The organism is Paraconexibacter sp. AEG42_29 (assembly GCF_040581415.1).
GTDB lineage: Bacteria > Actinomycetota > Thermoleophilia > Solirubrobacterales > Solirubrobacteraceae > Paraconexibacter.
Window position 1 is genome coordinate 5,151,669 of the sequence record NZ_CP114014.1, and the last position, 26,358, is coordinate 5,178,026.

21 protein-coding genes are annotated in these 26,358 nt (G+C 71.9%); 6 read left to right on the forward strand and 15 right to left on the reverse strand.

Annotated features, from left to right (window positions below; genetic code table 11):
• Nucleotides 1-4 precede the first annotated feature (4 nt).
• From DSM112329_RS24555 to DSM112329_RS24565, 3 genes are all read right to left on the reverse strand, one after another.
• On the reverse strand, nucleotides 5-1,417 hold the full coding sequence (locus tag DSM112329_RS24555; RefSeq protein ID WP_354699199.1) for a hypothetical protein: 1,413 nt from the start codon (nucleotides 1,415-1,417) through the stop codon (nucleotides 5-7).
• A gap of 127 nt (nucleotides 1,418-1,544) precedes the next feature.
• Nucleotides 1,545-1,919: a hypothetical protein gene (locus tag DSM112329_RS24560; RefSeq protein ID WP_354699200.1), complete on the reverse strand. Its 375-nt coding sequence runs from the start codon at nucleotides 1,917-1,919 to the stop codon at nucleotides 1,545-1,547.
• A 150-nt stretch (nucleotides 1,920-2,069) separates the two neighbouring features.
• Nucleotides 2,070-3,485, reverse strand: a complete 1,416-nt coding sequence (locus DSM112329_RS24565; protein WP_354699201.1) for a hypothetical protein — start codon at nucleotides 3,483-3,485, stop codon at nucleotides 2,070-2,072.
• A 496-nt stretch (nucleotides 3,486-3,981) separates the two neighbouring features.
• Between DSM112329_RS24565 and DSM112329_RS24570 the strand changes: the two genes are divergently transcribed.
• Genes DSM112329_RS24570 through DSM112329_RS24590 form a run of 5 tightly spaced genes read left to right on the forward strand, consistent with a single transcriptional unit; the run spans nucleotide 3,982 to nucleotide 10,900 of the window.
• Nucleotides 3,982-5,778: a delta-60 repeat domain-containing protein gene (locus tag DSM112329_RS24570; RefSeq protein ID WP_354699202.1), complete on the forward strand. Its 1,797-nt coding sequence runs from the start codon at nucleotides 3,982-3,984 to the stop codon at nucleotides 5,776-5,778.
• Entirely contained in the window at nucleotides 5,775-7,745 is a 1,971-nt protein-coding gene (locus DSM112329_RS24575) for a delta-60 repeat domain-containing protein (RefSeq protein ID WP_354699203.1), read from the forward strand. The genes DSM112329_RS24570 and DSM112329_RS24575 overlap by 4 nt, the downstream gene beginning before the upstream one ends.
• 8 nt (nucleotides 7,746-7,753) lie before the next feature.
• Nucleotides 7,754-8,476: a class I SAM-dependent methyltransferase gene (locus DSM112329_RS24580; protein WP_354699204.1), complete on the forward strand. Its 723-nt coding sequence runs from the start codon at nucleotides 7,754-7,756 to the stop codon at nucleotides 8,474-8,476.
• 8 nt (nucleotides 8,477-8,484) lie between these two features.
• Complete coding sequence (locus DSM112329_RS24585) at nucleotides 8,485-9,696, forward strand: class I SAM-dependent methyltransferase (RefSeq protein ID WP_354699205.1); 1,212 nt, start codon at nucleotides 8,485-8,487, stop codon at nucleotides 9,694-9,696.
• 34 nt (nucleotides 9,697-9,730) lie between these two features.
• Nucleotides 9,731-10,900: a class I SAM-dependent methyltransferase gene (locus DSM112329_RS24590; RefSeq protein WP_354699206.1), complete on the forward strand. Its 1,170-nt coding sequence runs from the start codon at nucleotides 9,731-9,733 to the stop codon at nucleotides 10,898-10,900.
• A gap of 75 nt (nucleotides 10,901-10,975) precedes the next feature.
• Here DSM112329_RS24590 and DSM112329_RS24595 read toward each other — a convergent pair whose 3' ends face one another.
• The 4 genes from DSM112329_RS24595 to DSM112329_RS24610 are packed head-to-tail and all read right to left on the reverse strand — an operon-like array spanning nucleotide 10,976 to nucleotide 16,678.
• Nucleotides 10,976-11,863: a class I SAM-dependent methyltransferase gene (locus DSM112329_RS24595; protein WP_354699207.1), complete on the reverse strand. Its 888-nt coding sequence runs from the start codon at nucleotides 11,861-11,863 to the stop codon at nucleotides 10,976-10,978.
• Nucleotides 11,860-12,891, reverse strand: coding sequence for a class I SAM-dependent methyltransferase (locus DSM112329_RS24600; protein ID WP_354699208.1), 1,032 nt, complete (start codon nucleotides 12,889-12,891; stop codon nucleotides 11,860-11,862). Before DSM112329_RS24600 ends, DSM112329_RS24595 begins: the two co-directional genes overlap by 4 nt.
• Nucleotides 12,870-14,858 carry a glycosyltransferase gene (locus DSM112329_RS24605; RefSeq protein ID WP_354699209.1) on the reverse strand — a complete coding sequence of 663 codons (1,989 nt, stop codon included), beginning with the start codon at nucleotides 14,856-14,858 and terminating at the stop codon, nucleotides 12,870-12,872. Before DSM112329_RS24605 ends, DSM112329_RS24600 begins: the two co-directional genes overlap by 22 nt.
• Nucleotides 14,855-16,678: a glycosyltransferase family 2 protein gene (locus DSM112329_RS24610; protein ID WP_354699210.1), complete on the reverse strand. Its 1,824-nt coding sequence runs from the start codon at nucleotides 16,676-16,678 to the stop codon at nucleotides 14,855-14,857. The genes DSM112329_RS24605 and DSM112329_RS24610 overlap by 4 nt, the downstream gene beginning before the upstream one ends.
• Before the next feature lie 70 nt (nucleotides 16,679-16,748).
• Between DSM112329_RS24610 and DSM112329_RS24615 the strand changes: the two genes are divergently transcribed.
• On the forward strand, nucleotides 16,749-17,300 hold the full coding sequence (locus DSM112329_RS24615; RefSeq protein ID WP_354699211.1) for a hypothetical protein: 552 nt from the start codon (nucleotides 16,749-16,751) through the stop codon (nucleotides 17,298-17,300).
• A 19-nt stretch (nucleotides 17,301-17,319) separates the two neighbouring features.
• Here DSM112329_RS24615 and rfbC read toward each other — a convergent pair whose 3' ends face one another.
• From rfbC to DSM112329_RS24655, 8 genes are all read right to left on the reverse strand, one after another.
• Nucleotides 17,320-17,877, reverse strand: coding sequence for a dTDP-4-dehydrorhamnose 3,5-epimerase (gene rfbC / locus DSM112329_RS24620; RefSeq protein WP_354699212.1), 558 nt, complete (start codon nucleotides 17,875-17,877; stop codon nucleotides 17,320-17,322).
• 575 nt (nucleotides 17,878-18,452) lie between these two features.
• Nucleotides 18,453-19,211 carry a glycosyltransferase family 2 protein gene (locus DSM112329_RS24625; RefSeq protein WP_354699213.1) on the reverse strand — a complete coding sequence of 253 codons (759 nt, stop codon included), beginning with the start codon at nucleotides 19,209-19,211 and terminating at the stop codon, nucleotides 18,453-18,455.
• A complete protein-coding gene (locus DSM112329_RS24630) occupies nucleotides 19,208-21,388 on the reverse strand; it encodes a glycosyltransferase (RefSeq protein WP_354699214.1) in 2,181 nt (726 codons plus the stop codon). Before DSM112329_RS24630 ends, DSM112329_RS24625 begins: the two co-directional genes overlap by 4 nt.
• A gap of 9 nt (nucleotides 21,389-21,397) precedes the next feature.
• Entirely contained in the window at nucleotides 21,398-21,664 is a 267-nt protein-coding gene (locus tag DSM112329_RS24635) for a hypothetical protein (protein WP_354699215.1), read from the reverse strand.
• Complete coding sequence (locus tag DSM112329_RS24640) at nucleotides 21,661-22,668, reverse strand: class I SAM-dependent methyltransferase (protein ID WP_354699216.1); 1,008 nt, start codon at nucleotides 22,666-22,668, stop codon at nucleotides 21,661-21,663. Before DSM112329_RS24640 ends, DSM112329_RS24635 begins: the two co-directional genes overlap by 4 nt.
• A gap of 6 nt (nucleotides 22,669-22,674) precedes the next feature.
• On the reverse strand, nucleotides 22,675-23,559 hold the full coding sequence (locus DSM112329_RS24645) for an ABC transporter permease (protein ID WP_354699217.1): 885 nt from the start codon (nucleotides 23,557-23,559) through the stop codon (nucleotides 22,675-22,677).
• A complete protein-coding gene (locus DSM112329_RS24650) occupies nucleotides 23,556-24,809 on the reverse strand; it encodes an ABC transporter ATP-binding protein (protein WP_354699218.1) in 1,254 nt (417 codons plus the stop codon). Before DSM112329_RS24650 ends, DSM112329_RS24645 begins: the two co-directional genes overlap by 4 nt.
• Before the next feature lie 324 nt (nucleotides 24,810-25,133).
• Entirely contained in the window at nucleotides 25,134-26,159 is a 1,026-nt protein-coding gene (locus DSM112329_RS24655) for a type IV toxin-antitoxin system AbiEi family antitoxin domain-containing protein (RefSeq protein ID WP_354699219.1), read from the reverse strand.
• Nucleotides 26,160-26,358: the final 199 nt, after the last annotated feature.

Consider the following 26,358-nt stretch of genomic DNA (forward strand, 5'->3'; position numbering starts at 1 on the left):
CGATCTAGCGGCCGAGCTGCTGATCGACGTTGGGCACGTTGATCGGCGAGGTCACGGCGCCCGGGAGCAGACGGATCGCCCGCGCGTTGCCAACGGCCGTCGTGTTGTACAGCAGGTTCACGCGGCTCGGGCCCGGGACGCCCTGCGCCTGCGGCGTGGCCGTCGGCGTGCCACCGAGGGCCGTGCCGTCGTCCGCGAGCAGGTCGAAGTTCGCCGCGGTGATCGCCGCCGTGTTGAGGCGCCCGTCGAGCGTCACGACGACGTTCGCGCCGGAGTAGGTGGCCTGCACCGCGTCCGGGGCCGACGTGTAGCCGGTCGCCTTCGCGCCGGCGTTGCCACCGATCGCGACACCGCCGAGCACCGACGCCGTGCCGTCGGCCTGCGCCACGACCGCGCCCGGGTTGGCGTACGCGCTGACGAGGTACTCGGTGAACTGGTCGACCGCGGCCTGGACCTGGACCTGCTTGCCGTCACCGACGATCGTCGCCGACCCGGCCGGGACCGGGACGCCCTCGGAGGTGACGACGGCGAAGTTGCCGGCCACCGGGGTCGCCACGGCCTTGTCGAACGTGTACAGCACCGTGTCGGCGCCGGTGAGCTCGGCCGACTTCAGCAGCGGGGCCTGCGAGTCCTGGTTCTGCGTCCCGACCTGGACCGACCGCGGGGGGCTGCCGAACGGGAACGCGAAGTCCACGGCCTGGGCCGCGCCGAAGTTCACCGAGACCTGCTTTGCGCCCGTGACGGGCGTGCCCGCCGGGAACTCGACGTCCGCGGTGTTGTCGTCGATCGACACCGTGGCGTCGATGCCGGGGACCGTCGTCCCGGCCGCCGTCGTCAGGAGGACCGACGCGCCGTTGAACAGCGCCGGATCGTCGTCGATCTCTTGATCGAACGTCAGCGTGAGGAAGTTCGAGCCGCCGCCGGTCGCGACCGCGCTCACCAGATCGGGGGCGATCGTGTGGCCGCGCGTGCCCGACTCGCCCTCGGCGCCCGTGATCTTGACGCTGTCACCCAGGTTCGTCGCACCGAGCGACCCCTGCGTGTTGACGGCGTCGTCGTCGACGCGGCCGTAGGTCATCGAGTCGATGTCCGGGTTGCCACCGGCGAAGGTGACGCGAACCGAGTTGCCGGAGACCGTCGCGGAGTTGCCGGCGACCTCGAAGTTGGCGAAGTAACTACCGACCTGGAACTCGGCGCCCACGCAGCCGCCGGGGCAGTCGATGGTGCGGTCGTACGTGAAGGTGACGGCGGTCGCCGACGGCGTGACCGACACGAGGTTCGGGCGATCGGTCAAGGCGGGGACCTTGCCGCCGCCGAGCGCCGCGTTCGCCGACGAGGCGCCCGCGAGCGAGGCGAGGGCCACGGCCGAGACCGCAGCGCTCCGCAGCGCGAGGCGCTGCTTGGAAGCGAGATGCATGTAGGGAGACTCCTCTGGGGGGTGACTGTTCGCCCCGGAATCTAGCGGCCGCGCGCCTCGCCCGCGCCGCCGCGGGCGGGAAACGGACGAACGGCGGTCCGGATTCAGACCGGCGTCGCCAGAACCCCTATTTCTGTTCGGTGATCTGCCACTTTCCGCCCGACTTGACCATCGTCGTGGTCAGCTTGCCGAGCCCCGCCTCGATGATCGCGGTGGCCTTGTCGTCCTTGACGGTGACCCGCGTGACCTTCGCGTCCGTGACGGCCTTCGGGTTGCCGGCGCCCTTGCGGCAGGTCTCGCGGCCGCCGTACAGCTTCAGGAGCTTCGGGGCGAAGTGGTCGCAGAGCGTGCGAGCGTCCTTGATGCCGTCGTCCGCGATCTTGCGGACCGCGGCCTCGTCGCCGGAGGCGGAGCTGCCGCCGTTGTCGTCGCCGCCACCGCAGCCGGCGGCCGTGAAGGCCAGGGCAGCGGTCGCCGCGAGCAGCATGGATCGTCTGAGCATCGGTGGTCCGTTCATCGCGTTGGACGTTAAACGACGACGGCACCGCAGTGATCTGCGGTGCCGTCGGATGAAGCTACGAGCTGAAGCGTCTCAGCTCATGCGATCCCGGTCGCTACGCGTGGTGCGCGGCGACCGAGTCGCGGGAAACGTCTAGCGGCCGAGCTGCTGGACGATGTTCGGGTAGTTGCCGACCGACGTCGAGAGCACGGCACCGGGGAGCAGCTGCACGGCGCGGGCGTTGCCGACCGCGGTCGTGTTGTACAGCAGGTTCACGCGGCTGGGACCGGGGACACCCTGCGCCTGCGGCGTCGCCGTCGGCGTGCCGCCGATGACGGTGCCGTCGTCGGCCAGCAGGTCGAAGCTGCCGGCCGTGACGGCCGGAGCGATCCGGCTGTCGAGTGTCACAACGACGTTGGCACCGGAGAACGTGGCCTGCACGGCGTCGGGCGCCGAGGTGTATCCGGTCGCCTTCGCGCCGGCGTTGCCACCGATCGGGACGCCGCCCGGGGCGGAGACTGCGGTCGGATCGGCCTGCGAGCGGACCGCGGTCGAAACCGTAGCCGCGCTGACGAGGTGCTCAGTGAACTGATCCGTCGGGAACTGCGCCTGCACCAGCTTGCCGTCGCCCACGATCGTGGCCGACGTCGCCATGATCGCGATGTCGTCCGCCGTGATGACGTAGAAGTTGGCGGGGATCGGCGTCGCGACGGCCTTGTCGAACGTGTACGTCACCGTGTCCGCACCGGTGAGCTCAGCCGAGGCCAGGAGCGGGGCCTGCGAGTCCTGGTTCTGGGTGCCGACCTGGACCGAACGCAGCGGAGTGTCGAAACCGAAGTCGTCGGACTCGCCGGTCGGGGTGTCGACGTAAACCGACTTGGCGCCGGTAACGGGGGTGCCGGCCGGGAACTCGACGTCAACGACGTTGTCGTCGATCGAGATGGTGGCGTCGATACCCGCCTGGGTGGTCCCGTCCGCCTTCACGATGAACACCTGGGCGCCGTCGAAGGTCGCCGGATCATCGTTGAGGTCCTGGTCGAACGTCAGCGTCAGGAAGTTCGAGCCGCCACCGGTGGCCACCGCGCTCACGAGGTCGGGACCGACGGTGTGGCCGCGCGTGCCGCTCTCGCCCTCGGCGCCGGTGACCCGGACGCTGTCAGCGAGGTTGTTGGCACCGAGCGTGCCCTGCGTACGGACAGTGCCATCGGCGACGCGGCCGAACGTGATCGAGTCCTCGTCCGGGTTGCCGCCGGCGAAGGTCACGCGGACTGAGCTGCCCGACACGGTTGCGGAGGTGCCACCGACGGCCGTGATCGCGCTGTAGCCACCGACGGCGAAGTTACCCGGGGTGCAGTTGGCGGCGACACAGTCGATCGTGCGGTCGTACGTGAAGGTGATGGCGGTGGCCGACGGCGTGACCGACACGAGGTTCGGGCGGTCCGTGAGTGCGGGCACCTTGCCGCCGCCGAGGGCGGCGTTCGCCGAGCTGGCACCGGCCAGCGAGGCGATGGCTACAGCCGAAACCGCAGCAGTGCGGAGCGCATAGCGCCCCGTGAGATTGCGAGACATGTGGTGGGAGTCCCTCCGAGAGAAATGACTGATGAGCTGAATGTACCTGAAGCCGGAGTGGTGCAGGGGTGACCCCGCGCCGACTAGCGCAGCCCGTAGAACATCGACGTCTCGGACGGCAGGCCTGCGGCATTAGATAGACCGGGGAGTGGGTTGTCAAGCGCGGGAGAGCGCCTGCAGGCCCTTTTGGGCACGCGATCCGGAGGGTCCGTCCGGAGGCATTCTCGGCCCGATAACGACGGGATTTACTACCTTTTCGGGTGACCTGACACGGTGTCATTCAGACCGCCGACGCGCCACCCCCGGGGCGGCGCCCAAGCACGGTCTGTAGTAGCACAGACTGAGGTTCAGGATGGCGAACTGCGGCAAATGAGGCAACGCGGCCGCCGCCGCAACTCCGCCTGCCCAGAATCGTTCCATCGTCGAAGGTCCTCACCCCGGCGTAGCGATCGATTAGGGTCACGCGCGCCAACAACCACCTGTACTGGAGTTCTGCATGCCTCGCCACGCCCGCCGCCGCACCGCCGCGCTGGCCGTCGCCGGCGCCGCCGCCCTGAGCGGTGCCGCCGACGCCAGCGCCGCCTCCCTCGGCGCCCTCGACACCGCGTTCGGCGGTGGTGTCGTCCAGCTGCCGGCCGGCACGCAGCTGCACGCAGGCGCGGTGCAGACGGACGGCAAGCTCGTCGTCACCGGCTTCACCGGGAAGACCGAGGACCCGCGGCTGCTCGTCGCCCGCCTCACCCCCACCGGGACGCTCGACACGACCTTCGGCAACGGCGGCTCGGCCGCCGTCCCGCTGCCCTCGGGCGCGATCGGCGCGGCCGGCGACGCGGTCGCGATCCAGGCCGACGGCAAGATCCTGGTCGCCGGCGACGCCCTCGGCGACTCCGGCGCCGACGGCATGCTCGTCACGCGGCTGAACGCGGATGGCACCCCGGACGGCGGCTTCGGCAGCGGCGGGTCCGCCGTCATCGAGCGCGGGACGGGCGGCCAGGGCGAGGCGAACGCCGTCGCCGTGCGCGCGGACGGCACGATCGTCGTCGCCGGCGCCGCGATCGGCAGCGAGAAGGGCGTCCCCACCGGCGCCATCGGGCAGCTGAAGGCCGACGGGTCGTCCGGGGGCTCCACCCGCCACCTGGACATCGGCGAGTCGACGATCCGCAGCATCGCGCTGCAGGGCGACGGCAAGATCGCCTACGCCGGCAGCCGCAAACCCGGCCAGGAGATCATCACGATCGTCGGCCGCGCGAACGCCGACGGTACGAAGGACTCCTCGTTCGGCGACGGCGGCCTGCGCCAGACGAACTTCGCCCGCAATGGCGGCGCCTCCTCGGCCTTCCGCGGCGTGGCCGTCCAGCCCGACGGCAAGATCGTCGCCACCGGCTACGCCTTCAACGGCAGTGGAGCCGGCATCGACAAGATCGTCTTCCGCGTCGACACCGCCGGCAACCCGGACGGCGCCTTCGGCCCGTCGGGCGTCTGCTACTTCAACGCGTCCGCCTCGCAGAACATCAACTCGCAGATCCCCGCCGGCGGTGCCGGCGTCGCGATCGCCGACGGGCACATCTACACGGGCGGTGGATTCGACCAGTCGGGCCTCGGGGCGCTCGCCATCGGCGCCCAGTCGGACAACGGCTCGGCCGACGCCGCGTTCGGCAACGCCGGCCAGACCATCACGCCGCTCAACGACTACTCGCCGCCGGTCTACGGATCGGGCGTCGCGCTCGGCAACGACGGCATCTACGTCATCGGCTCCGCCGGCAACCTGGGCGGCTCCAAGGCCCAGGGCGTCATCGCCCGCTACGGCGCCTACGCGCTCAAGGCCGACCCCGGGCCTGGTCCCGGCCCGGCCAACCCCCCGATCCCGCCCACCGAGCCCATCAAGCCGGTGACGCCGACGACCGCGAAGCTCTCGAAGGCGTCCCTGTCGCCGTCGAAGATCAGCGCCTCGTCGAAGGTCGCGTCCAGGAACCGCACGAAGCTCAGCTACACGCTTTCCGCCGCGGGCTCCGTCCGACTGATCGTCGAGCAGAAGCTGCAGGGCCGCCGGGTCGGCAGCAAGTGCGTGAAGACCACCAAGGTCAACACGAAGAAGAAGAAGTGCACGTACTACGCGGCCGTCGGCTCGAGCAAGACGCTGAAGGGCAAGAAGGGCAGCAACACGCTGACGCTGACCAAGAAGATCACGAACAAGACGCTCAAGCCCGGGACGTACCGCCTCGTGCTGCAGGTGCTGTCGGGCAAGAAGACGACCGGCGCCAAGACGACGAAGACGCTGACGGTGACGAAGTGAGCGCCCTCAAGCAGCGGACCGGGATCACCGGCCGCGGGCTCGCGCTCGGCTGCGCCGCCCTGCTGTGCGGGACCGCGGTCGCGATCGCGGCCGCCCCCGGGACCCCGGCGTCCGGCTCGCCAGGCGCGCTCGTCAGCGGCTTCGGCAACGCGGCCGCCCCGCAGTCCGCCGGGCTCGTGCTCGGCGACGCCGGCAGCCGCTACTACGCGGTGGCCTTCCAGGGCGACGGCAAGATCGTCGTCGCCGGCCAGGCCGGCGTGGACGCCAGCCCGCAGCTCATCGTCGCGCGGTACCTGCCCTCGGGCGCGCTCGACGGCAGCTTCGGCAGCGGCGGCAAGGTCTCCGGCCCGGTCGGCACGATCGGCCGCGGCATCGCGATCCAGGGCGACGGCAAGATCGTCGTCGGCGGCACGAAGGACGGCCGCTTCCTCGCTGCGCGCATGAACACGGACGGCGGGCTCGACGGCAGCTTCGGCTCCGGTGGCCTGGCCACCGGCCCGGCCGCAACCGAGGGCGGCGCCGGTCGGTCGGTCGCACTGGCGGCCGACGGCGGCGTCGTCGTCGCCGGCTCCGCCACGCAGACCGGCGGCTCCGAGCAGCGGATGACGGTCTCCCGCTTCACCTCCACCGGCGCCGTCGACGGTGGCTTCGGGGACAGCGGCGCCCGCCAGGTGCTGGTCAACAACCTCGTCACGCGCGGCGCGAGCGTCGTCGTGCAGTCCGACGGCCACATCGTCGTCGGCGGCAGCATCATCGACCCGTTCGGCGGCCTGTCCGGCATGCTGACGCGCCTCACGGCGACGGGCACCATCGAGAAGACGCTGTTCAAGTCCAAGGCCCGTGGCGGCGCCGCGGCGTCGGAGATCACGAGCGTCGCCAACGGCGCGGCCGGCGGGCTGGTCGTCGCCGGCGCGGCCGGCAACCTCAGCAGCTCGGACTTCTGGGTCTCGCGGCTGGCGGCCGACGGCGAGGACGCCGGTGGCTACACCACCCAGTGGCTCGCGGCGCCGCAGCAGGCGAGCGTCAGCCGCCTGCCGGCCCCTGGCGCACACGCCGTCCTCGCGACGCCGAGCTTCATCTACACGGCGGGGATCGTCGACGTGAACGGCATCCGCCTCGGCGGGCTGTCCGCGCTGAAGGAGTCCGACGGCTCGCCGGTGGCCGGCTTCGGAGCAGCGGTCGGCGGCGATCTGCAGACAGCGTTCGGTGGTGCCAACCGCGAAGGCACGACGTTCACGTTCGTCGACGGCCAGAGCGATAACCCGACGGGCGGCCCGATGAACGAGCCGATGGCGATTGCCCGCGCAGCCGACGGATCCCGTCTGGCCGTGGCCGGCATCTCGGCCGCGCAGCTGAACGGCAGCAAGGAGCCGAAGGGTCCGCGGGGCTTCGTGGCGGTGTACACGCCCGCGACTGAGACCGTGGCGCCGCCGACCGGCACCACGACCACCGGCACGACGACGACCACGACGCCGACGACCACGCCGACCACCACCACGACGACGCCCACCGAGACGGCCACCGTCCCGGCCCCCACGGGCACGACCACCCCGACCACGACCACGACCACGCCGACCACCCCCACGACGCCCAAGCCGCCGACGGTGCCGCAGAAGGTCAGCGGCTCGAAGCTCACGCCGACGGCACTGCGGGCCACGACGAAGGCGAAGCTGACGTTCTCGCTCGCGAAGGCGTCCACGGTGAAGATCACGGTCAGTGAGAAGCGCAGCGGGCGCAAGCGCTCGTCGGGCACGTGCTCGGCGGTCGGCAGCTCGAACCGCCGCGGGGCGAAGTGCACGTACTACGTGACGAAGCCCGGCAGCCGGACCCTCAAGGGCAAGAAGGGCAAGAACACCGTGACGATCACGCGGACGTTCGGTGGGCGCAAGCTGGCGAAGGGCACCTACCGGCTGTCGCTGAAGGCCACGGGCGCGAGCGCGCGCCTCGTGAGCTTCACGGTGCGCTGAGCGCCCCCATGGAGCACGCCGGGCAGGACCAGCCGGCGGATCCCCCGATTCAGGGGGGTCCGCCGGCCGACGGCGCGGACGCCGCGCCGGCGAACGGCGCGACCGCGCAGATCATCGGCCTCTGGGCTGACCCGTCCGCACCGGACTTCGCGTACTTCGAGCGCGTCGAGCAGTACACGGACGACTTCTGGCGGCCCGGCGCGCAGTTCCGCGGCTGGTTCGACCGGCTGGACACGCGCAACGTCCTGGAGATCGCGTGCGGCAAGGGCCGGCACTCCGAGCGGGCCGCGGCGCTGTGCGGGCAGCTCCTGATCTCCGACACGTCGACGACCGCACTCGAGCACGCCGCGGAGCGACTCCGCGATCAGCCGCACGTGCGCAGCGTGCTGTCGCCGGACGGCATGACGCTGCCGGTGGCCGAGGACGGGACGTTCTCCGCGGTCTTCTCCTACGACGCGATGGTCCACTTCGAGTCCGACTGCGTCGCGAGCTACCTGGGCGAGATCGCACGGCTGCTCGAGCCGGGCGGGCTCGCGCTGCTGCACCACTCGAACTACTCGGCGCAGCCGGCGACACCCGTGACGGACGCGCCGGGCTGGCGCAACTACATGAGCCTCGGGCTGCTGGAGCACCTCGCGTCCCGGCGGGGGCTGGCCGTCGTCGAGCAGGAGGCGTTCGACTGGGTCGTCCCTCAGTCCGACGCCCTGTCGTTGCTGCGACGCGTGCAATAGTCGCGCCGATGACGGCCGACGCATCCGTACACCCCGAGTGGCAGCGCCGCCTGGAGCAGGCCCGGGACGAGGTCATCCCGTGGATCGAGAAGGCGATTCCGCTGGTCGGGCGGACCGTGCTGGAGTACGGCTGCGGACAAGGCGCCGTCGCGTGCGCGATCGCGCCCCGGTGCGGGCGGCACATCGGGGTCGACATCGATGCGGGCGAGGTTGCGCTGGCCGAGGGCCACGTCGCCCGCCTGGGCCTCGGGAACGTCGAGCTGCACGCGGCGGCAGTGGACGAGATCCTGGACCACGTGCGGGGCTTCGCCGGCGAGGTCGACGTCATCCTGCTCTACGCGGTGCTGGAGCACCTGACGCTCGACGAACGGCTTGCGGTGCTCCGGGTCGCACGCGAGGTCGTGCGCAAGGACGGCCACATCGTCGTCACCGAGACGCCGAACCGGCTCGTGCCGGTCGACCAGCACACGTCCTACCTGCCGTTCTTCCACGCGCTGCCGCTTCCGCTGGCCGCGCAGTACTACGACCGCTCGCCGCGCAAGGACTTCGTCGCCGCCGTCGACACCGCCGACGCGGCAGGTGGTGGCGCCGCCGTCGAGGAGGCGCTGGCGCGTTGGGGCTGGGGGATGTCGTTCCACGAGTTCGAGCTCGTCTTCGAGGACCTGCCGGCGCACACGGTCGCATCGAGCTACAGCCCGCTGCTCTACCCGGGCCGGCCGGTGCGGTGGGAGGAGCTCCAGCTGGCCGCGACGCTCGACTGCTGGCGGCCGGATCTGCCGCCGTGCTGGTCGCGGAGCTGGATCGACACGATCCTGAGCGCCGAGCCGTCCCCGACACCGCGGACGTTCGTGCGGCCGTGGCAGCTGCAGGTCGAGCACGACGTCCCCGGCGTGGCGATGCTGCCGAACGACCTGATCGAGCTGCGACCGCTCGCGCGGCTGCCGGTCCAGCTGCCGGGGCCGACGAGCGAGCTGCAGGTGGCGCTCACCGCAGCGGCACCCGAGGGAGCGCTGCGGGTGCACCTGCCGGGTGGCGACACGCTCTCCCCGTCCGCCGTCCCCAGCCTGCCTGGCCAGCCCGCGTCGTACGCCGCGGTCCGGCTCGAGACACCGGTCGACCGGGTCGAGCTCGAGCTCGACGGCGGCGGGTGCATCGCCTTCGTGGGATACGCCGGTCCGGCAGACCCCGCGCTGGCGCAGGGTCGCCCGCGCGGCTGGTGACCGTCCCGCGCCGCGCGGTGCAAGAGTTCCGTCCGTGCCCATCGCCTTCCCGGACCCGCGCCCGCCGCTGCCGCCCGACGAGCTGATCTCCCGCGTCCTGCCGCACTTCGGCCCGGACGAGGCGCCCGCGGTCCGCGCGGCATGGCACGAGTACGGCGAGATCACGGTCCGCGCGCAGGAGCGGGCGCTGGCCGGCGTCGGCCGCCGCTTCGACGAGTTCACGCGGGTGCTCGACTTCGGCTGCGGGACCGGCCGCGCGCTGAGCCTGATGGAGGCGCTCACCCCGGGGGTCGAGCTGCACGGGGTCGACATCGACCGGGACGCGATCGCCTGGGCCGGGGCGCACCTGCCCTTCGCGCAGTGGCACGTGGGTCCGCACGAGCCACCGCTCGACTTCCCGGACGGGCACTTCGACCTGATCGTCAACCACAGCGTCTTCACCCATCTGGACGCGCGGATGCAGGACCTGTGGCTCGCGGAGCTGCGGCGCGTCCTGGCTCCCGGCGGGATCGCGCTGCTGACGACGCACGGCGAGACGATGATCCAGCCGCTGCTGGCCGGGCTCGCAGGCGGCGGCGAGGACCCGGTGCCGTACCTGGACACGCTGCGGCGCGAGGGGATCCTGTTCGTCGCGGAGGACGGGTACATCGGCAGCGTCCACCCCGAGTACTACCACTCGACCTACCACGCACCTTGGTACGTCTACTCGCACTGGGGCCAGTTCTTCACGGTGCGCGCGCTCCTGTCGCCGGGGTCGTGGGGCGGGCACGACATCGTGGTGCTGGAGCGGCCGGAAGCCGACGTGCCGGTCCTGGCCCCGATCGTGCCGTCGCTCGCGGGGCAGGGTGCTGATCCGGGGTCAGTCGCTGCGGCGGTCCCGGAGGTGGCGGCGGTCGCTCCCGCCGTGCAGCAGGTGGTCGACGGTTGGCCGGTGCCCCAGAGCGCCGTCGGCCGGCTGAAGCGCCGGCTGCTGGCGTCCGAGTACGACCTCGTGCGGCGGGTGGCAGGGTCGACGGACGCGGCGCTGCAGGCACTGCCGTCGTCGTCCCCGCCGGCCGCCGATGCGGGGGAGCAGGCGCCCTCCCGTCGCGAGCGGATGGTGGCGCTGGCGCTCAAGCAGCAGGCCGAGCGGCTGACCATCGTCGAGCGCGAGTTCCGCGAGCGGCTGGACACCCTGGAGCGCGAGCGTCGCCAGGAGCCGTAGCCGGGACGCCTCAGGGCTACCCGCCCGGGGCCGTCAACCGGAGATTTGCGGGTCCTGGAGCCGCAGAACCCTGGGTCAGCTTCGGGAGAGGGTCCGCTTCGCTGCGCGCAGGGGCGCCGTCACCCGCCACGAGACCGACGTCATGAGGTCCGCCACCAGCGCCTGGTGGTGCGCCGCTTCGGATTCCGCGGCGGCCAGGCGTTCGTCGCCGGCCGCCAGCTCCGCCAGCCGCGCCTCGAGGGCGTCGATGTGCGCGTACGCGTCGCTCAGCTGGCGGGCACGCGGGTCGTGGCCCGACGGGCCCTCGGGCGGGCGGCCGCCGAGGACGTCTCGCGCCACGCTGAGCAGCGCGCCGCCGTGGTGGCGATCGGTCTGCACGGCCGCCCCGGATCCGTAAGCGGGCTGGGCGGCGTCGACCACGATCAGGCCGAGGCCGTACCAGAGCTCCCCCGGGAAGCGGTCCTGCCCGAGGTGACCGGGGACGAAGTCCAGGTCGACGTGCGCGACCTTCGGGTACGCGCCGTACGGCACCGCGTCGAGACCGGCGCGGACCCGCTCGTTGCCGGTGTCGTGCGTGATGATGATCGTGTCGGTCACCGCAGGCGAAGCGAGCAGCGCCTCGACGTCGCGGCGGACGCCCTCTGATGAGTGGTCACCGTCGACGAGCGCGAAGTCGACGCTGCGGCCGGCCTCGGCGAGCTCGGCGAGGAACGCGGGCAGCAGCTGATGCGAGTCGCCGGTGTGGAGCGTCACGTGATCCGGCAGGTCGAGCTGCGGCGTGACGAGGTCGAACGAGTGGACCTCCTGCGCGTGCTGCGCGATGCGGCCTAGGCAGGCGCCCTCGGCTGTTCCCACCTCGATGGCGAGCTGCGGCTGCAGCGCCGACAGGATGCCCTCGATGGCCGCGCGCTCGCCGAGCGCCATCTGCCAGACGGGGTCGTCGAAGAGGTCGCCGATGCTCATGAGCGCGGGAAGCGGTGGCCGGCGAGGCGCGCGGCGAGGTTGGTGAGGCGGCTCGAGTGGACGGCCATGTGGGCCCGACGGTACCCGTCCCGCTCGGCACGGGCGTCTACGGCCTCGGCCTCCAGCGCGGCGAGCTCATCCCGGAGCTGCTGCTCGCGCGCCCCGGCTGCGACGACCGCCGCGTGCAGCGAAGCGACCTCGTCCTCCCGCCGTAGCGCGGCCGACGCGCCGCCGGCTGCGCCGAGGCCCAGGCGCTCGCGGCTGAGCCGGCCGTTGGTGGCCAGCAGCGCCGCGTTCGCGCGCTCGAGCCCGCGCATGTAGCGGTGGTTCACCGGGCCGACGGCGAGGTGCAGGCTCGCGTCGTCCAGCAGCGCGTCCGCGTCCAGCCCCCCGGCGAGGACCAGGAAATGGTTTGCCCAGTCCAGGTCCTGCTCGCCGGTCTCGTGGACTGTGGCCGTAACGGGAGCGGCGGCCGCGCCGCGGATCAGCGAACCCTCCGCGTGGGTCTGGTAGGCGAGCGTGAGGTCGTCGAAGGCGCCGAACAGCGCGCGCGTGGACTCGAGGTCGAAGTCGGTCAGGTGGAACTCGTTGTCCTCCCCGAAGGTCGCGCTGTTGGGGACCGACGCCATCATCGCCGCCCCACCGATGACGAGCCGGTGCAGCTCGGCCACGACGAGGCCGACGTCGGGCAGGTGCTCGAGGCCCTCGAAGCAGACGACCAGGTCGAACGTCCCGGGTGCGACCGAGCGCAGGTACTCCAGGGCGTCGGCGGCGACGAAGGTCACGTCCCGGCCGTTCCCGATCGAGGCCTGCGCGGTGTCGACCGCCGCCGCGTCCCGATCGACGCCGGTGACGGTCCCGCCCGCGTCCGCCAACATCGCGCTGCCGTAGCCCGCGCCGCAGCACAGGTCCAGGACCCGCTTGCCTGGTGCGGCGGCCGCGGCCAGCTCGTAGCGGTGGCGGTGCTCGGCGGCGATCAGCGTGTGCTCGCTGACCGCGTCGAGGCTCAGCCGTTCGTCGACACCCATGTGACCTCCTGCTCGCGGATGAGTGCGTCGACCTCGGCCTGGAGGCGCTCCTCCTGGGGAACGCCGACCGCCTGCAGCATCGAGGTCGGCCTGATGCGGTAGCGCCACAGCATCTCGGGGATGACGTGGCCGAAGCGTCCCGCGTCGTGCAGCTCGCGGTAGAGCGCCCAGTCCTCGAAGGCGGTGAGGTCCTCGAGGTAGTGGTGCTGCTCGAAGAGGCGCCGGCGCAGGACGGCCGTCCCGTCCCCCGCGACGTTGCGCTCGTGCACGATCGCCGACCAGTTGCCGATGGGCCGGTAGCCCTCGTTCGGGGCCGGGTACGGGACGCCGTCGGGGTCGATGAACCGGTTCCAGCTCGTGACGAAGTGAATGTCCTCGCGCGCTTCGAGCAGCGCGACGCAGCGCGCGATGAACGTCGGCTCCAGGACGTTGTCGGCGTCCAGGGGCAGGACGTAGCGGCCGCGGGCCTGGGTGATGCCGAAGTTGCGCGCCGCCGAGAGGCCGCCGTTGGCCTGGCTGATGACCCGTACGGGGTAGCGGGTGGCGACCTCGGCCAGGGCGACGTCCGCCGGCCCGAAGGAGCCGTCGTTGACGACGATGACCTCCACGCGCGGGTACGTCTGGGCGACCACGGAGGCGACGGCCTCCTCGAGGAAGGCGTGCAGGCCGTAGTACGGGATGACGACCGTGACGAGCGGGACGGGGTCGGCCGGCGTGGTCACGACTTGCTTCTGGGTTGTGTCCGCCGGCTTGAGCAGGCTCGCGTAGCCGCGGCGGATCGCGTCCGGATCCGTCAGGGCGGCCACGTGGTTGCGGAGCGCGTGCGGGTCCCGGGCGCTGCGCACGCGGGCCGGCTCGGCGACGAACGGGCCGAGTGCTGCCATCAGCGCTTCCGCCCCCGGCCGGGGCGTGAGCCAGCCCGGGGCTGCGCTGGGCTGGATCAGCTCCGCGAAGCCGCCCACCCTCGGGGCGAGCACGGGCACTCCGGCCTGCATCGCCTCGAGCGCGACGTAGGGCCAGCACTCCCACCGCGACGGCAGGACGACCAGGTCGTGGGCCGCCATCGTCGCGCGGACGTCGGCGCGCGGGATGTCGTCCAGGAACGTGATGCGGTGGTCGCCGGCCGCCTGGAGCTCGAGCGTGCGCCGCATCGACCGGCCGAGCGGCGCGGTGTCCGTGTCCCGGCCGAGAACTGTCAGGCGCCAGTCGGCGGTGAACGCGAGCAGCGCGGCGAACAGATCCTGGACACCCTTGCGGCGCTCGCAGCGGCCGAGGTAGATCATGCGCAGCGGGCCGTCCTCGTTGGTGGCCGGCGCGGTTGCCTGCTCTGTCGTGGGGTCGTCGTCCAGCGGGTGGCGGACCAGCACTCCCGGCGCGAGGTCGTCGCCGTAGAACCGCCGGTAGCTGGCAAGGATGTCGCCGCCGGCGTGCAGCAGGACGTCGGCGTCGCGGAGCGTGCGACGCTCGAGGTCGCGTGAGATCCGCCGCTCGAAGTCGCGGTCCAGGTAGCCGTTGAGGACCTCGCACATCTCGGCGCTCGTGTGTAGCCGGACGGCGATCGTCGTCCCCGCGAAGAAGGGGTCGCCGCCGCGCCGGGCCTGGGTGGCGACGAAGCCCTCGCCCAGGTAGTCGGGGAACTCGATCAGGTCCGGGCCACCGTCCGGGAACAGCGCTCGCAGCCGCTCGACCAGGCGGTGCGAGTACAGGTGCATGTGCGAGTAGAACGTGCCGTACTCGTGCGGTTCCGGCACGTCGACGAACTCGACGCGGGCGCCGTCGTAGTCGACGCGCGGGTCACCGAGCGCAGACAGCTCGGCGTACTTGTCCCGGTACCAGGACGCCGTGAGCATCGTGACGTCGGCGAGCGGCGCCAGGACGCGCGCGGTCTGCGCGATGTAGGTGCCGATGCCACCGCCGCCGAAGGGGAAGAGCTCGCGCGAAGCGATGACGACCTGCGGGCGGCTCACCCGAGCAGCTCCGGGTGCCGCTGCACCATGTCCGCGAGCGAGGCGACGTGGGACAGGTGCAGGTCGGCGCTCATCGAGTCGGCGCGGACGCGGTAGGAGGCCACGAGCTCGGGTACCCAGACGCCGTCCTTGCCGGCTGCGGCGCAGCGGCACCACAGGTCCCAGTCCTCGTAGCCCTGCTCGGGCATGTCGGCCGTGTAGCCGCCGAGCCGGGTCAGCGCATCGCGACGGACGAGCGCCAGCGCATCGATGTAGTTGCCGTGGCGTAGGCGGACCCGATCCCACGGGTACAGACCCCGCAGGCCGATCGGGCCGGTGGCGTCGAACTCCTGCAGGATGCCGTAGGCGAACGTCGCGTCGGGACGGCCGGTGACGGCCTCGAGCAGACGGTGCAGGCCGCGGGGGCGCAGCATGTTGTCGGCGTCGAGAGGCAGCACGTACTCGCCTGACGCGTTGTTCAGGGCAGTGTTCCGGGCGGCGGCGAGGCCGCGGTTGCGCGAGTGGCGCAGGACGGTGACCGGGAGCTCGGGGTGGTCGGCGGCCCAGGCGGCGGCCAGCGCACCGTCGTCCAGCGGCGAGCCGTCGTCGACGACGACGACCTCGGTGCGCGGCGCGTCCGGTCCGGCGGCTGCACGAAGCACGGAGTCGAGTGCCGCCTCGAGCGTGGCGACGGCGCTGTAGCACGGGATCAGCACGCTGACCTGCGTGTCCGGTGGGGGCGCGCCCTGGTGGAGCACGTCGACCGTCGCGGGCGTGGCGGGCTGCTCGAGGTCGGTCAGGCGCTCGTCGAAGTCGCGCAGCGTCCGCAGGATGCGCTGGACGCCGTCGCGCACCGCGGCATCCGGGCGGGCGCGCTCGGCGCGGAGGGTCTCGACGATCGTGGGTGCGTCGGGCGCGGGAGCGGCGTGGTGGCTGAGCTCGGGGCGCTGGGCGGCGGCGCGGGACGCGGTGGTCGGCGTCGCCGTGCTCGGCGCGGCGTCGTCGAGCGCGGCGGCCAGCGACCTCCCCATGTCGGCGAGGGAGCTTGCTGCGCGCCACTGGTCCAGGCCCTGCGCGGCGAGCGCGGCCGCACGGCCCGGGTCGAGCGCGAGCTCACGCCCACGGTGGCAGACCGTCTCGTGGGGGGCGCGGACGATGCTGTTCTCGAGCCCATGCGGAAGCGGGCCGAGCGCCTCGGTCACGATCGCCGTTCCGCCCTCGAGCGCTGCCAGCAGGACGGCCGGATGGGGCGCCGCACCGTCGTACGGCGCGACGTCGACGAAGACCTCGCCGGACGCGAGGACCGCCGGCAGGTCGTCGAGCGGGAACGGCGGCTCGGCCTGGAAGACGTGCGCGCTGCGGAGGTCCTCGAAGGCCGGCGCTGCGGCGGCGATGATGCGCTTGCGGCGCTCCGTCGGTGCGCCGAACGTGACGAGCTGATGGTCGCGGCCTTGGGTCCCGGTGCCGGCCTGATGGCCGTCGTCGCCGGCCGGACGGCAGCCGAGCGGGACGTGGACCGCGCGGCAGCCCAGTCGCCGCAGGTGGTCGACGACCATGGCGTCGGGGTGGCAGACCACGGCCAGCAGACGTGCGATCGCGGCGTCGTCCTGCAGGGTCACCGAGCCGTACGGGGCCAGCGAGTAGCCGACTGCGGTCCCGAGCGTCGCCGCCGACGGGGGCAGCTTCTGCGCGGCGAACCAGGCCGCCGGGTCCACGATCATGCGGGGGGCGTCCGGTGCGGCGGCGACCGCGCCGACCGCGGCCAGGGCCTCCTCGATCCGGCGAACGGTCGCAAGGACGGCCGGCGACCGGCGGGAGCCTGTGACTTGCGCCTGCGACACGGGGCGAAGTGTACGGGCGCCGCGGTCCCGACCACCGGCGGGCAGCAGGGCTCTCGTCTAGGCTGCGGAGGTGGCCGAGACGCACGACGAACGCCCTTTCCCAGCCGCCGGGGACCCGGTCGAGGACCTGCGCCTCGCCTCCGCCCTGACGGCCGACACCGAGGCGGAGCTGCTCGAGCTGCGCGCGGCAGCGATCGCGGTTCAGCGAGAGCTTGCCGCGATCGTCCTGGAACGCGCGGCGATCGACGCGGAGCGCGTGCGGCTGCTCGAGGCGGTGCGCTTGGCGGAGGCCGCCACGGGCGACCTGCGCCACACCCAGAACCTCGAGCGCGACGCCTGGCACCGCCGCGAGTCGGGGTACCACGAGGAGCTCGACGCGCTCCGGGACCAGGCGCGGCAGGCCGTCGCGGCCGAGGGCGCCGACCGCGACGCATGGGACGCGGAACGGTTGTCGCTGCGCGGCCGGATCAGCGAACTCGAAGAGACGACGGCCACGCTGAGCGCGCGCGTGGACGCCGAGACGGAGCTGCGTCGCCACGCCGAGAAGTGGTCGGTCCGCCACCGAGCCGGAGTCGTCGCGCACAAGCTGCCCTTCGTCGGGCGGCGGCGCCTGTCGTCCTGAGGCTCCCGCCGAGCCGGCGTCAGCCCGGGATCGGCTCGGTGAACTCCGCGAGGGTCGGCGCGCCGGAGTCGCGCTCGCTGTAGATCCACTCGTCCCGCGCCACGGGCCACTCGATCCCGATCGCCGGGTCGAGGAACGAGATCCCGCGCTCTACGTCGGTCGAGTAGTAGGCGGACTGCTTGTAGATCACGTCTGCGACGTCGCTCGTGACGCAGAAGCCGTGCCCGAAGCCGACAGGCGCGTAGATCATGCGCATCGTGGTGTCGTCCAGCGTGAACGCCTCCCACTCGCCGAACGTCGGCGAGCCGCGTCGCAGGTCGACCAGGACGTCGACGATCGACCCGCGCCCGCAGCGGACGAGCTTGGAGGCTCCCGCGCCGATCTGGAAGTGGATGCCGCGGATCGTGCCGCGCTTGGATCGCGAGTGGTTGTCCTGCACGAAGTCCTCGTCGATGCCGAACTGCGCCAGCTCGTACGCCCGGAAGGTCTCGGTGAAGAAGCCGCGGTCATCGCCGAAGACCGCCGGCTCGATCAGCAGCGGTCCGGAGAGCCGCGTCGGGATGATCTGGAAGGCCATTGGGCGCAAGGCTGCCACAACCGGGCGCCGGCACGCCGTCTGCGTGCGGAGGAAGCGGCGAGGTGCCTGTGGTCGATGTACAGAGGCGCCTCGCCGCTTACCTCTCCCCCGGTCCTCCAGGGGAAAAGACACCGGAACACGCCTCGGGTCACACCCCGGCGCGGGCACCCGAAAATCCGACGGGGCGCTCTTGGTCGATGTACAAGAGCGCCCCGTCGTCCGGAAGGCTGACACACGTGTCCGGACAGCACCGTTTCAACTGCGTCTCGGTCACATCTCGGCGGTGCGGATGACCACTATGCCGGACGAACGGCGCTCCGCCTAGGGGGCAACGGCCATATCACAAAGACCGGTTAGGCTCTTCGACACCGCCTAGACGATTCGTCCAAGCGGTCAAGTCGCCGAGGGTTCGAGCCGATGCAGGGTGTGGAGAGAAAGTCCAAGCCGGACGTGAGACACCCGGCCTGTCCCACCCCCCAGGCCCTGAGACACCTGGTTTGTCCCAATCGCCTGCGTAGCGGCAGGGCGCCCCTGAACATCGACCGGGGGCGCCCCGCCCTCGACCTTCAGGGCTCCTACGGTCGGTACCGCTCCGGCAGCTGCTCGAACGCGGTGTCGGCGTCCGTCAGCACGTTGAAGTGCACCAGGTGCCAGAGGGCCGCCACGCCATCCCGCCAGTTGATCTTCTTCCCCGACAGCCGCGTGCGCGGGAAGTAGGACACGGGCAGCTCCATCACGCGGGCGCGGACCTTGGCGACGTAGGCGGTCAGCTCGACCTCGACGCCGAACCGCTCCGAGCGCAGGTTCATGGACTGCACGAGGTCGGCGCGGAAGAGCTTGTAACACGTCTCCATGTCACTCAGGTAGATGCCCGAGAAGAGGTTGCTGAGCGCCGTGAGGAAGCGGTTGACCAGGTAGTGGAAGGTGCGGTGGACCTGGTGGCCGTCCTTGCGGAAGCGGCTGCCATAGACGACGTCCGCGCGGTCGTCCAGGAGCGGCTGCAGCAGCGCGGGGATGTCGGCCGGGTCGTACTCGAGGTCGGCGTCCTGGACCATGATGAAGTCGCCGGTGGCCTGCGCGATGCCCTCGGTGATCGCGAGTCCCTTGCCGCCGCGGGCGGTCGCGGGACGGACGATGAGGCGCATGCCGGCCTCCTCCTCCCCGTGCGCGGCGACCCAGTCGCGCAGCAGCTCCGTGGAGCCGTCCGTCGAGCGGTCGTCGACGATGATCCACTCGCGGGGGATCGGGCAGGCGGCGTCCCGGATCCGGTTCAGGACGACGGGCAGGTGCCCGGCCTCGTTGTGGACGGGGATGATCAGCGACAGCGTGCTCACGCGCTGTGGGCCTGCCGCAGGGCCTCGCGCAGACCCGCCTCGATCTGCTGCGCGCCGAGCTCCCACGTCCGGCCCTGGGCCCACTCGCGGCCCGCGGCCGACCGGCGCTCCCACTCGGCGCGGTCGTCCAGCAGCTTCTCCAGCCGGTCGGCCAGCGCGACCGGGTCGAACGGCGCGAACGTGACGCCGCCGTCCTCACCGAAGATGCCCTCGCCGCTGACGCCCGCCAGCTCGACGACCGGCAGGCCGCAGGCGAGCATCTCCTGCGGGATGACCGAGTAGTTCGTCATCGACAGGACGAGGCCGACGGTCGCCCGGGAGAACGTCCAGGCGAGTTCGTCCAGGGTCAGGACACCAAGGTCCTCGTACGGGAACGGCGTGTAGATCGGGTAGTTCGCGCCGAAGCTCAGGACCTTCGTCTGGGGGCGGCGCTCGAGCAGCTCCTGCACCGCCATGATCGCCAGCGGGACGGCGCGGCGGGGCGTCGAGTCGCGGCCGTACATGACGATCGTGTCGGTCTCGCGCGGGGTGTCGCGCGTGTAGTACGTGTCGAGCTCGATGCCGAACGAGAAGCGGGACGAGGTGCCGCCGTAGCGGGTGACCATCGCCTCCAGGTACGGCGACCCGCACAGGTGGTGGAAGCCCAGCGCGTAGGTCTGCTCGGCCCAGTGGGACTCGGCGCCGGTCGAGTAGAACTCGGGCTCGTGGTCCTGCACCAGGTAGGCGCGGGCGCGGCAGCCGGGCAGCATCGCGACGCTGTGGGCGGTCTGCCAGCCGGTGGCCAGGGCGACGTCCGCGCCGAACCACTCGTCGAAGCCCTTGTAGACGGGGGCCTCGAGCGGGACGAACCAGTCGCGGATCTGGCGCCGGATGCGCGCCGGGCGGAAGGCGGACATGTTGCCGAGCTCGTCGTCGATCCAGATCGAGACGTCGTGGCCCATGCGCTCCAGGCGGAGCAGCAGCTGGAAGAGCGACATGTGGCCACCCGACCCACGCGCAAACGGCGGGACGACGACGGCGATGTGCAGCGGCCCCTCGTCGCCCGGACCGTCCGGAGACGGGGGGAGCAGCGGCGTGGTGCCCTCGCGGGCGTGACGGCGGATGGTCTCCCACAGCGGCGTCAGGCGCAGCGGGGGGACGGCGGTGCCGCGCTTGGGTCCCGCTGCGCCGGTGCCGGCCGCCGCGGCTGCGGTCGCGGGCAGGTCGGGGGCGCTCGTGACGACCGTCCCCTCCAGCGAGAGCGTCCGCTGCACCGCGGGCGGCAGCGCGTGCGCCCGCGACCCGAGCGCGCCGAATGCCTTGCGGGAGGAGTGGTGGATCAGGGAGCGTGCCGTCCAGCGGCGCTGCGCGGCGGCGTCCAGGCCGACGTCGCGCATGAACGCGCGGTCGGCGGCGACGAGGCCGCGGACGTCCCCCAGCGCACGCCGCGGGGCCAGCGGCTCGACGTGGCCGACGGTCGCGCGCAGGCCGCGGTACTCGTCGAAGTAGCGGCGGGCGAACTGGGCCGGCGGGTAGTCGTGCGCGTGCGCGACGGCGGCGCCCGGGTGGTAGACCTTCGCCCAGCCTGCGGCGAGCATGGCGGCGCCGAACGCCTGGTCCTCGGAGTACGGCAGGTCGTCGAAGCGGACGGCCGCCCAACAGTCGCGGCGGTAGGCGGCGTTGACGTTCGAAAGCCAGTCCAGGTCACCCGCGCGCTGAATACGAGCCCCACCCACCCCGTTCGGCGCGTCCTGGTCGCCGTGGCCGGCGAAGAACGCGCCCAGCTCGCGGGCGATCATCGGCGACGTGTCGGGACGCGGGCGGTGCGGACCGTAGACCGCGCCCACGTCGTCGGCCAGCGCGAAGCCGTCCACGATCGCCTGCAGCCAGCCGGCGAGCGGCGTGGCGTCCTGGGTGAGGAAGGCGATGACGTCGCCGGTGGTCTCCTCGGCGCCCAGGTTGCGGGTGCGGCCGTGGCCGAACTCCGCGGCCGGGATCTCGAGGACCGTCGCCCCCGCCGCCCGGGCGATCGCGACGCTGTCGTCCGTCGACCCCGAGTCGATGACCAGGACGTCCCGCGTGACCGCGGCGTCGCTGACGACCTGCGCGTCGATCGCGGCGAGCAGCTCGGGCAGGTAGCGCGCGCCGTCCTTGACGGGGACGACGATCGAGACGCTGGTGACCTTGTCCGCGGACATCAGCTGAGGTCAGCCCGCGAGGCGCCGCTTGGCCTTCTTCGCCGCGCGCACGCCGCCGCGCAGCTTCTTGACGGCCTCCAGCGCGGGGACGGCACCGGGCTTGGCCATGATGCGGTCCAGGTCGATGTGCCAGCGCTCGAGCCAGTAGAGCTTCTCCTGCGAGCGGGCGACGATGGCGTTGGTCGCGCGCGACTGCTCGGCGAGCTGCTGCTCGAGCTCGGCCACGTGGGCGCGCAGGATCTCGACCTCGGAGGGGTTGTCGTGAGCGTTCGTCATGTTCTCTCCAGCACGTAAGCGTCCTGATTGCCTTCCAGGCGGCCGCTGCGCAGCAGCCTGATGGACCACTGCGGGGTCGCGTGCTCCACGAGCCAGTCGGCCAGCAGGAAGCTGTTGCCCCAGTCGGGGTCCTTGACGCCCCAGTCGCCCGCCTCGCCGAAGACGTCGATGAACTCGATGCCGTCGGTCAGGACCGTCCCGATGGTGCGCGCCATGATCGCGCGGTCCATCAGGCCGCCGCGGGTGTACTCGGCGAACGTGTTCAGGCCGTGCGTCGTGAGCAGCAGCGCGCCGCCCGGCTTGATGATGCGGTGCATCTCCCCGAGCCAGTCGAGCGCCGCGTCGGCCGAGAAGTGCGACCAGATGGAGATCGCGAACGCGACGTCGACGCTGGCGTCGTCGCAGGGCTCAAGGGGCGGCCGCAGCGGGCTCTGGAACCAGCGCAGGTCGGGGACGGCCTGCTGGGCCCACGTGATCGCGTCGCCGTTGGGGTCGCAGCCGATGCAGTTCAGGTCCGGCCGCCAGGCGGCGAGCGGCCGCAGCACGCGTCCGCTCGAGCAGCCGAAGTCGAGCAGCGTCCCGCCGGCGGGAATCGCGACGCGCGCGTCCTCCAGCGTCCGGACGACCATGTCCGCGATGCCCAGGTCCCCGCCGTGCGCGAGCGGGCCGCGGGCCATCGCGTGGACGTCGTCCGGCGGCTCGGCCGAGGTCAGGCCGATCGCCTTCAGCGCCTCGGGGTCCTGGTAGAAGGCGGCGGCGGACAGCAGCAGGCGATGGCGGTCGCCTTCGTCCAGGTCGTCCCACAGCAGCCGCATGTTGCCCTCGAGCGCTGCTTCCAGCCGGGCCACGTCGACCGCGGACAGTCGGGCGTAAAGCGCGTCGGACACCGGTCCCGTCGTGGGGACGGCCTCCACGAGCGGCTTCGCTGCCACGGCCGCCAGCACGTCGACCTGTGCTTCGTTGCGTGTCCGCACGCGGTGGCGCCACTCGCCCAGCTTCGTCATGCGCCGCTACAGGTTCTCGGCGACGCGCGGGCTCTCGCGCAGGAAGAACCACACGCCGAGCGCGAAGATGCCGAAGATCAGGCCGAGCGGGATCAGGACGAACTCCGGCTGCTCGAACGCGCGGGTGATCGACGGCGCGCCGCCGTCCACCATCGCCTTGCGCATCTGGGTGAAGATCGCGGCCATCGGGTTGCACAGGAAGATCCGGTAGTAGTCCTCCGCGCGCTCGGCGACGAGCGTCGGGACGTAGAGGATCGCCGACGCGTAGAACAGCACCTGCGTGAAGACCTCCCAGATCGGCTGCACGTCGCGGTAGCGGACGTAGAGCACGCTGAGCAGCATCCCGACGCCGGACGCGAGGATGAACAGCACCGCGACGATCACCGGCAGCTCGAGCCAGGTCCACGTCGGATAGACGCCCGTCGCCAGCGAGAAGATGAAGACGGCGATCAGCGTCATCCCGAGGTTCAGCAGCGCGGTCACGCTGATCGCAAGGGGGATCACCACCGGGTTGAACTGCATCTTCCGCAGCAGGTTCTCGCGCGAGACCAGCGCCTGCACGCAGCCGTTCGTCGTCTCCGCGAAGAAGCTGAAGAGGACGAGCGCGTAGAGGATGTACAGCCCGTAGTTCGGGACGTTCTTGTCGAGGCCGGCGATCTCGGTGAAGACGATGTAGATGACGCCGAAGAGCGCGAACGGGCGGACGAGGGTCCAGGCGAGGCCGAGCGCCGAGCCGTAGAAGCGCAGCTTCCAGTCCGACAGCGCGAGGGTCCAGGTCAGCGTGATCAGCCGGCGGATCTCGTCGCCGCGCGTGGGCGGCTCGGCGATCTGGACCACGGGCGGCTCCGACACCGGCGGCGTCTTCAGCATCGTGTCGGTCATCTCCGTCATGAACGGCGCTCGAGCACGAACTGATGCGGAAGATCGACGAGGCCGCCGGTGACGCGGGTGCCGTGGACGTAGACGGCGGCGAGGTCCTCGCGCACGTCCAGGACGTCCGCCCCGCCGTCCCGGGCGATCGACGGGGTCAGGGTGTACTTCGTCGGCGACATCACGGCGTCGACGCTGACGCGGGCGATGACGTCCTCGCCGGCCTCGAACGTCCCCATCGGGACGTTCTGCCACTCGGTGGTGGTGATGAAGAAGGTGTGGCCGACGTCGTTGCGGACGCTGAAGCCGATCACCGGGTCGACGACCTGCTCGTGGAAGCGGATCTGCGCGCACATCGTGAGGCGGTCGTACTGGGCGATCTCGCCGGTCCGCTCGCCCTGCTCGTTCTCGAACCAGGCGTCCCGGACCTCGCAGGCGCGCTGGTCGCCGTAGCGGCCGGTCTCGTCGGTCTCGTGGACCAGGCGGCCGAAGTTCAGCTCGTTGTAGGCGCGTGAGATGGCGTGCGGCTCGCCGATCTTCAGGACGTCCCCGCGCTCGATGAGCATCGCACGGTCGCAGTAGCGCTCGACGGCGCTCATGTCGTGGGTGACGAAGACGACGGTGCGGCCCTCGGCCTTGAGGCGGTTGAACTCCTCGAAGCACTTCTGCTGGAAGGCGGCGTCGCCGACGGCGAGGACCTCGTCGACCAGCAGGACGTCGGCGGACACCTGGATCGCGGTCGCGAAGCCGAGGCGAACGGCCATGCCGGACGAGTAGTTCTTCAGCTTGAGGTCGATGAACTCCTCGAGCTCGGCGAAGGCGATGACCTTGTCGAAGCTCTCCGCGGCCTCCTTGCGGCTGAGGCCCATCATCACGGCGTTGATGACGATGTTGTCGCGCGCGGTGAGGTCCGGGTTGAAGCCCACGCCGAGCTCGATGAAGGGCGACAGGCGGCCGTTGAGCTGGATCGAGCCCTGGTTGGGCTTGTAGATGCCGGCCAGGCACTTGAGCAGCGTGCTCTTGCCGGAGCCGTTGCGGCCGACGATGCCGAAGAACTCGCCCTGCTTGATGGTGAGGTCGACGTCGTTGAGCGCGTGCAGCTCGTCGTAGGTCGTCGAGCGGAACGGGTGCAGGACCCGCTCCTTGAGCGTGGAGTACTGCACGTGCGGCAGGCGGAACGTCTTGGAGACGTGGTCGATGACCACGGCAGGCGGAGCGGAGGCCAGGCGAGCAGCGCGCGCATCTGCCGGCGACTCGGCAAGGGCAGTCACGGGGTCAATGGTAGAGCGCAGCGCCTGCCGCGGGCGGTTCGCCCTCCTGGGTGTGGTCCGCGGAGGATGGCGGGGGTTGTGCCCGTCGGATCCTCCGGGCGGCGTTCGTTCGACGCTCGCCGGCGCGGTGCGCGGAGGATCGTGGGGTTTCTGCCCGCCGGATCCTCCGCTGACGTCCGTCGCCGCGGCCGCGTCACGGTCCGCGGAAGGTCGCGGGGGTCCTGCCCGCCGAATCCTCCGCGGACGCCCGCCCCCGCGGTCCGCGACATGGTCCACGGAAGGTCGCGGGGGTTCTACCCGCCAGGTCCTCCGAGGAGGCGGGCGTTACGACCGTCTGGCGTACTCGAAGACCGGCAGTGGGTCGGCCGTGGTCCAGCGACCGCCCGTGCGTCGCCACGCCCCCGCGTACCGCGCGAAGTCCGCGACGACGCCGGGCCGCTGGTAGCCCACCGCCCACCAGCCGATGCGGACGGGGTGCAGCCCGAGCTTGCGGTAGGCGGCGTCGCGCCGGGCGTCATTGAGCTGCTGCTCGGGGTCGGAGTGTCCGTCACGACCGTCGCCTTCGACGGCCAGCGCGTACTCGGGGATGTAGAGGTCGGGCCTGAGCGTCTGCCCGTCCACGTCGACGCGCCAGTTGCGGTGCGGCTCGGGGAGTCCCGCCTCCACGACGATGTCGCGCAGGTCGGCCTCCAGCTTGTTCGCCGAGCGCCCAATGGCGTACAGACGTTGCTCCCAGAGGCGGCGCAGCTCCGCGGTGCCGGGGGCGCCCTCGTGATCGATGAGGACCTTTGCCAGCGCGGCGTCGTCGAGCTGCCGGCGGTAGATCGCGTCGTGCCAGAGGTGCTCGAGCTGCGTCGAGCGGCACGCCGCGAGCTGGAGCAGCAGCCGGGGCCACGTCGGGCAGGGAACGCCATCCGCGACGGTGCGCTCGTGGGGCAGGACGGCGGAACGGTATGCCGAGACGCCGACTCGCTCGACGCGCCTGGAGGGCGGAATGATGACGTGGACGCTGTGCGGCTCGCGGACCTTGGCTCCGAGCTGCGCTGCGGCCGACAGCTGGCCGAGGACGACATCGGCGCCCGCGGCCAGGACGGCGCCCATCCGCCGCCCGGCACTCGTCGGGACGCTGCTGCCGACCAAGAGGACGCCGACGTGCCGCCGGGTGAGGTGCCCTGATCGGACGCGTTCGCGCAGCTGGTCGCGCGACCATCCGAGCGCGCGGAGCTGCTTCGTCGTGACGTGACCGTGCTGCAGGTCGGCGAGCGCGGTCAGGGTGGCGTCCATGTGTCCCCCGGCGGCACGCCGATGCGCCTTCTTGTCGAAGCCCTCGGGGAAGCGTGCCTCGGCCATCGGCCGATGGTGGCTGGGCTCGTCGCGACGGATCTACCGCGTATCTGTGCCGTCCCCGCGCTATGCGTGCGACAGAACCCCGCGGGCTGCGGCTCCGCGGATGATCACGCGGGCCAGACCCGCCGGATCCTCCGGGCGTGTCGGGCCGACCAGGACGCCCGCGCCCTGGGGAGGATTCGGCGGGACATACCCCCGCGAC

Bases quoted from the DNA above. Each gene is read 5' to 3' on its own strand.
- DSM112329_RS24555 (WP_354699199.1), bottom strand. From the start codon at position 1,417: ATGCATCTCGCTTCCAAGCAGCGCCTCGCGCTGCGGAGCGCTGCGGTC.
- DSM112329_RS24560 (WP_354699200.1), bottom strand. From the start codon at position 1,919: ATGCTCAGACGATCCATGCTGCTCGCGGCGACCGCTGCCCTGGCCTTC.
- DSM112329_RS24565 (WP_354699201.1), bottom strand. From the start codon at position 3,485: ATGTCTCGCAATCTCACGGGGCGCTATGCGCTCCGCACTGCTGCGGTT.
- DSM112329_RS24570 (WP_354699202.1), top strand. From the start codon at position 3,982: ATGCCTCGCCACGCCCGCCGCCGCACCGCCGCGCTGGCCGTCGCCGGC.
- DSM112329_RS24580 (WP_354699204.1), top strand. From the start codon at position 7,754: ATGGAGCACGCCGGGCAGGACCAGCCGGCGGATCCCCCGATTCAGGGG.
- DSM112329_RS24585 (WP_354699205.1), top strand. From the start codon at position 8,485: ATGACGGCCGACGCATCCGTACACCCCGAGTGGCAGCGCCGCCTGGAG.
- DSM112329_RS24595 (WP_354699207.1), bottom strand. From the start codon at position 11,863: ATGAGCATCGGCGACCTCTTCGACGACCCCGTCTGGCAGATGGCGCTC.
- DSM112329_RS24600 (WP_354699208.1), bottom strand. From the start codon at position 12,891: ATGGGTGTCGACGAACGGCTGAGCCTCGACGCGGTCAGCGAGCACACG.
- rfbC (WP_354699212.1), bottom strand. From the start codon at position 17,877: ATGGCCTTCCAGATCATCCCGACGCGGCTCTCCGGACCGCTGCTGATC.
- DSM112329_RS24630 (WP_354699214.1), bottom strand. From the start codon at position 21,388: ATGTCCGCGGACAAGGTCACCAGCGTCTCGATCGTCGTCCCCGTCAAG.
- DSM112329_RS24635 (WP_354699215.1), bottom strand. From the start codon at position 21,664: ATGACGAACGCTCACGACAACCCCTCCGAGGTCGAGATCCTGCGCGCC.
- DSM112329_RS24640 (WP_354699216.1), bottom strand. From the start codon at position 22,668: ATGACGAAGCTGGGCGAGTGGCGCCACCGCGTGCGGACACGCAACGAA.
- DSM112329_RS24645 (WP_354699217.1), bottom strand. From the start codon at position 23,559: ATGACGGAGATGACCGACACGATGCTGAAGACGCCGCCGGTGTCGGAG.
- DSM112329_RS24655 (WP_354699219.1), bottom strand. From the start codon at position 26,159: ATGGCCGAGGCACGCTTCCCCGAGGGCTTCGACAAGAAGGCGCATCGG.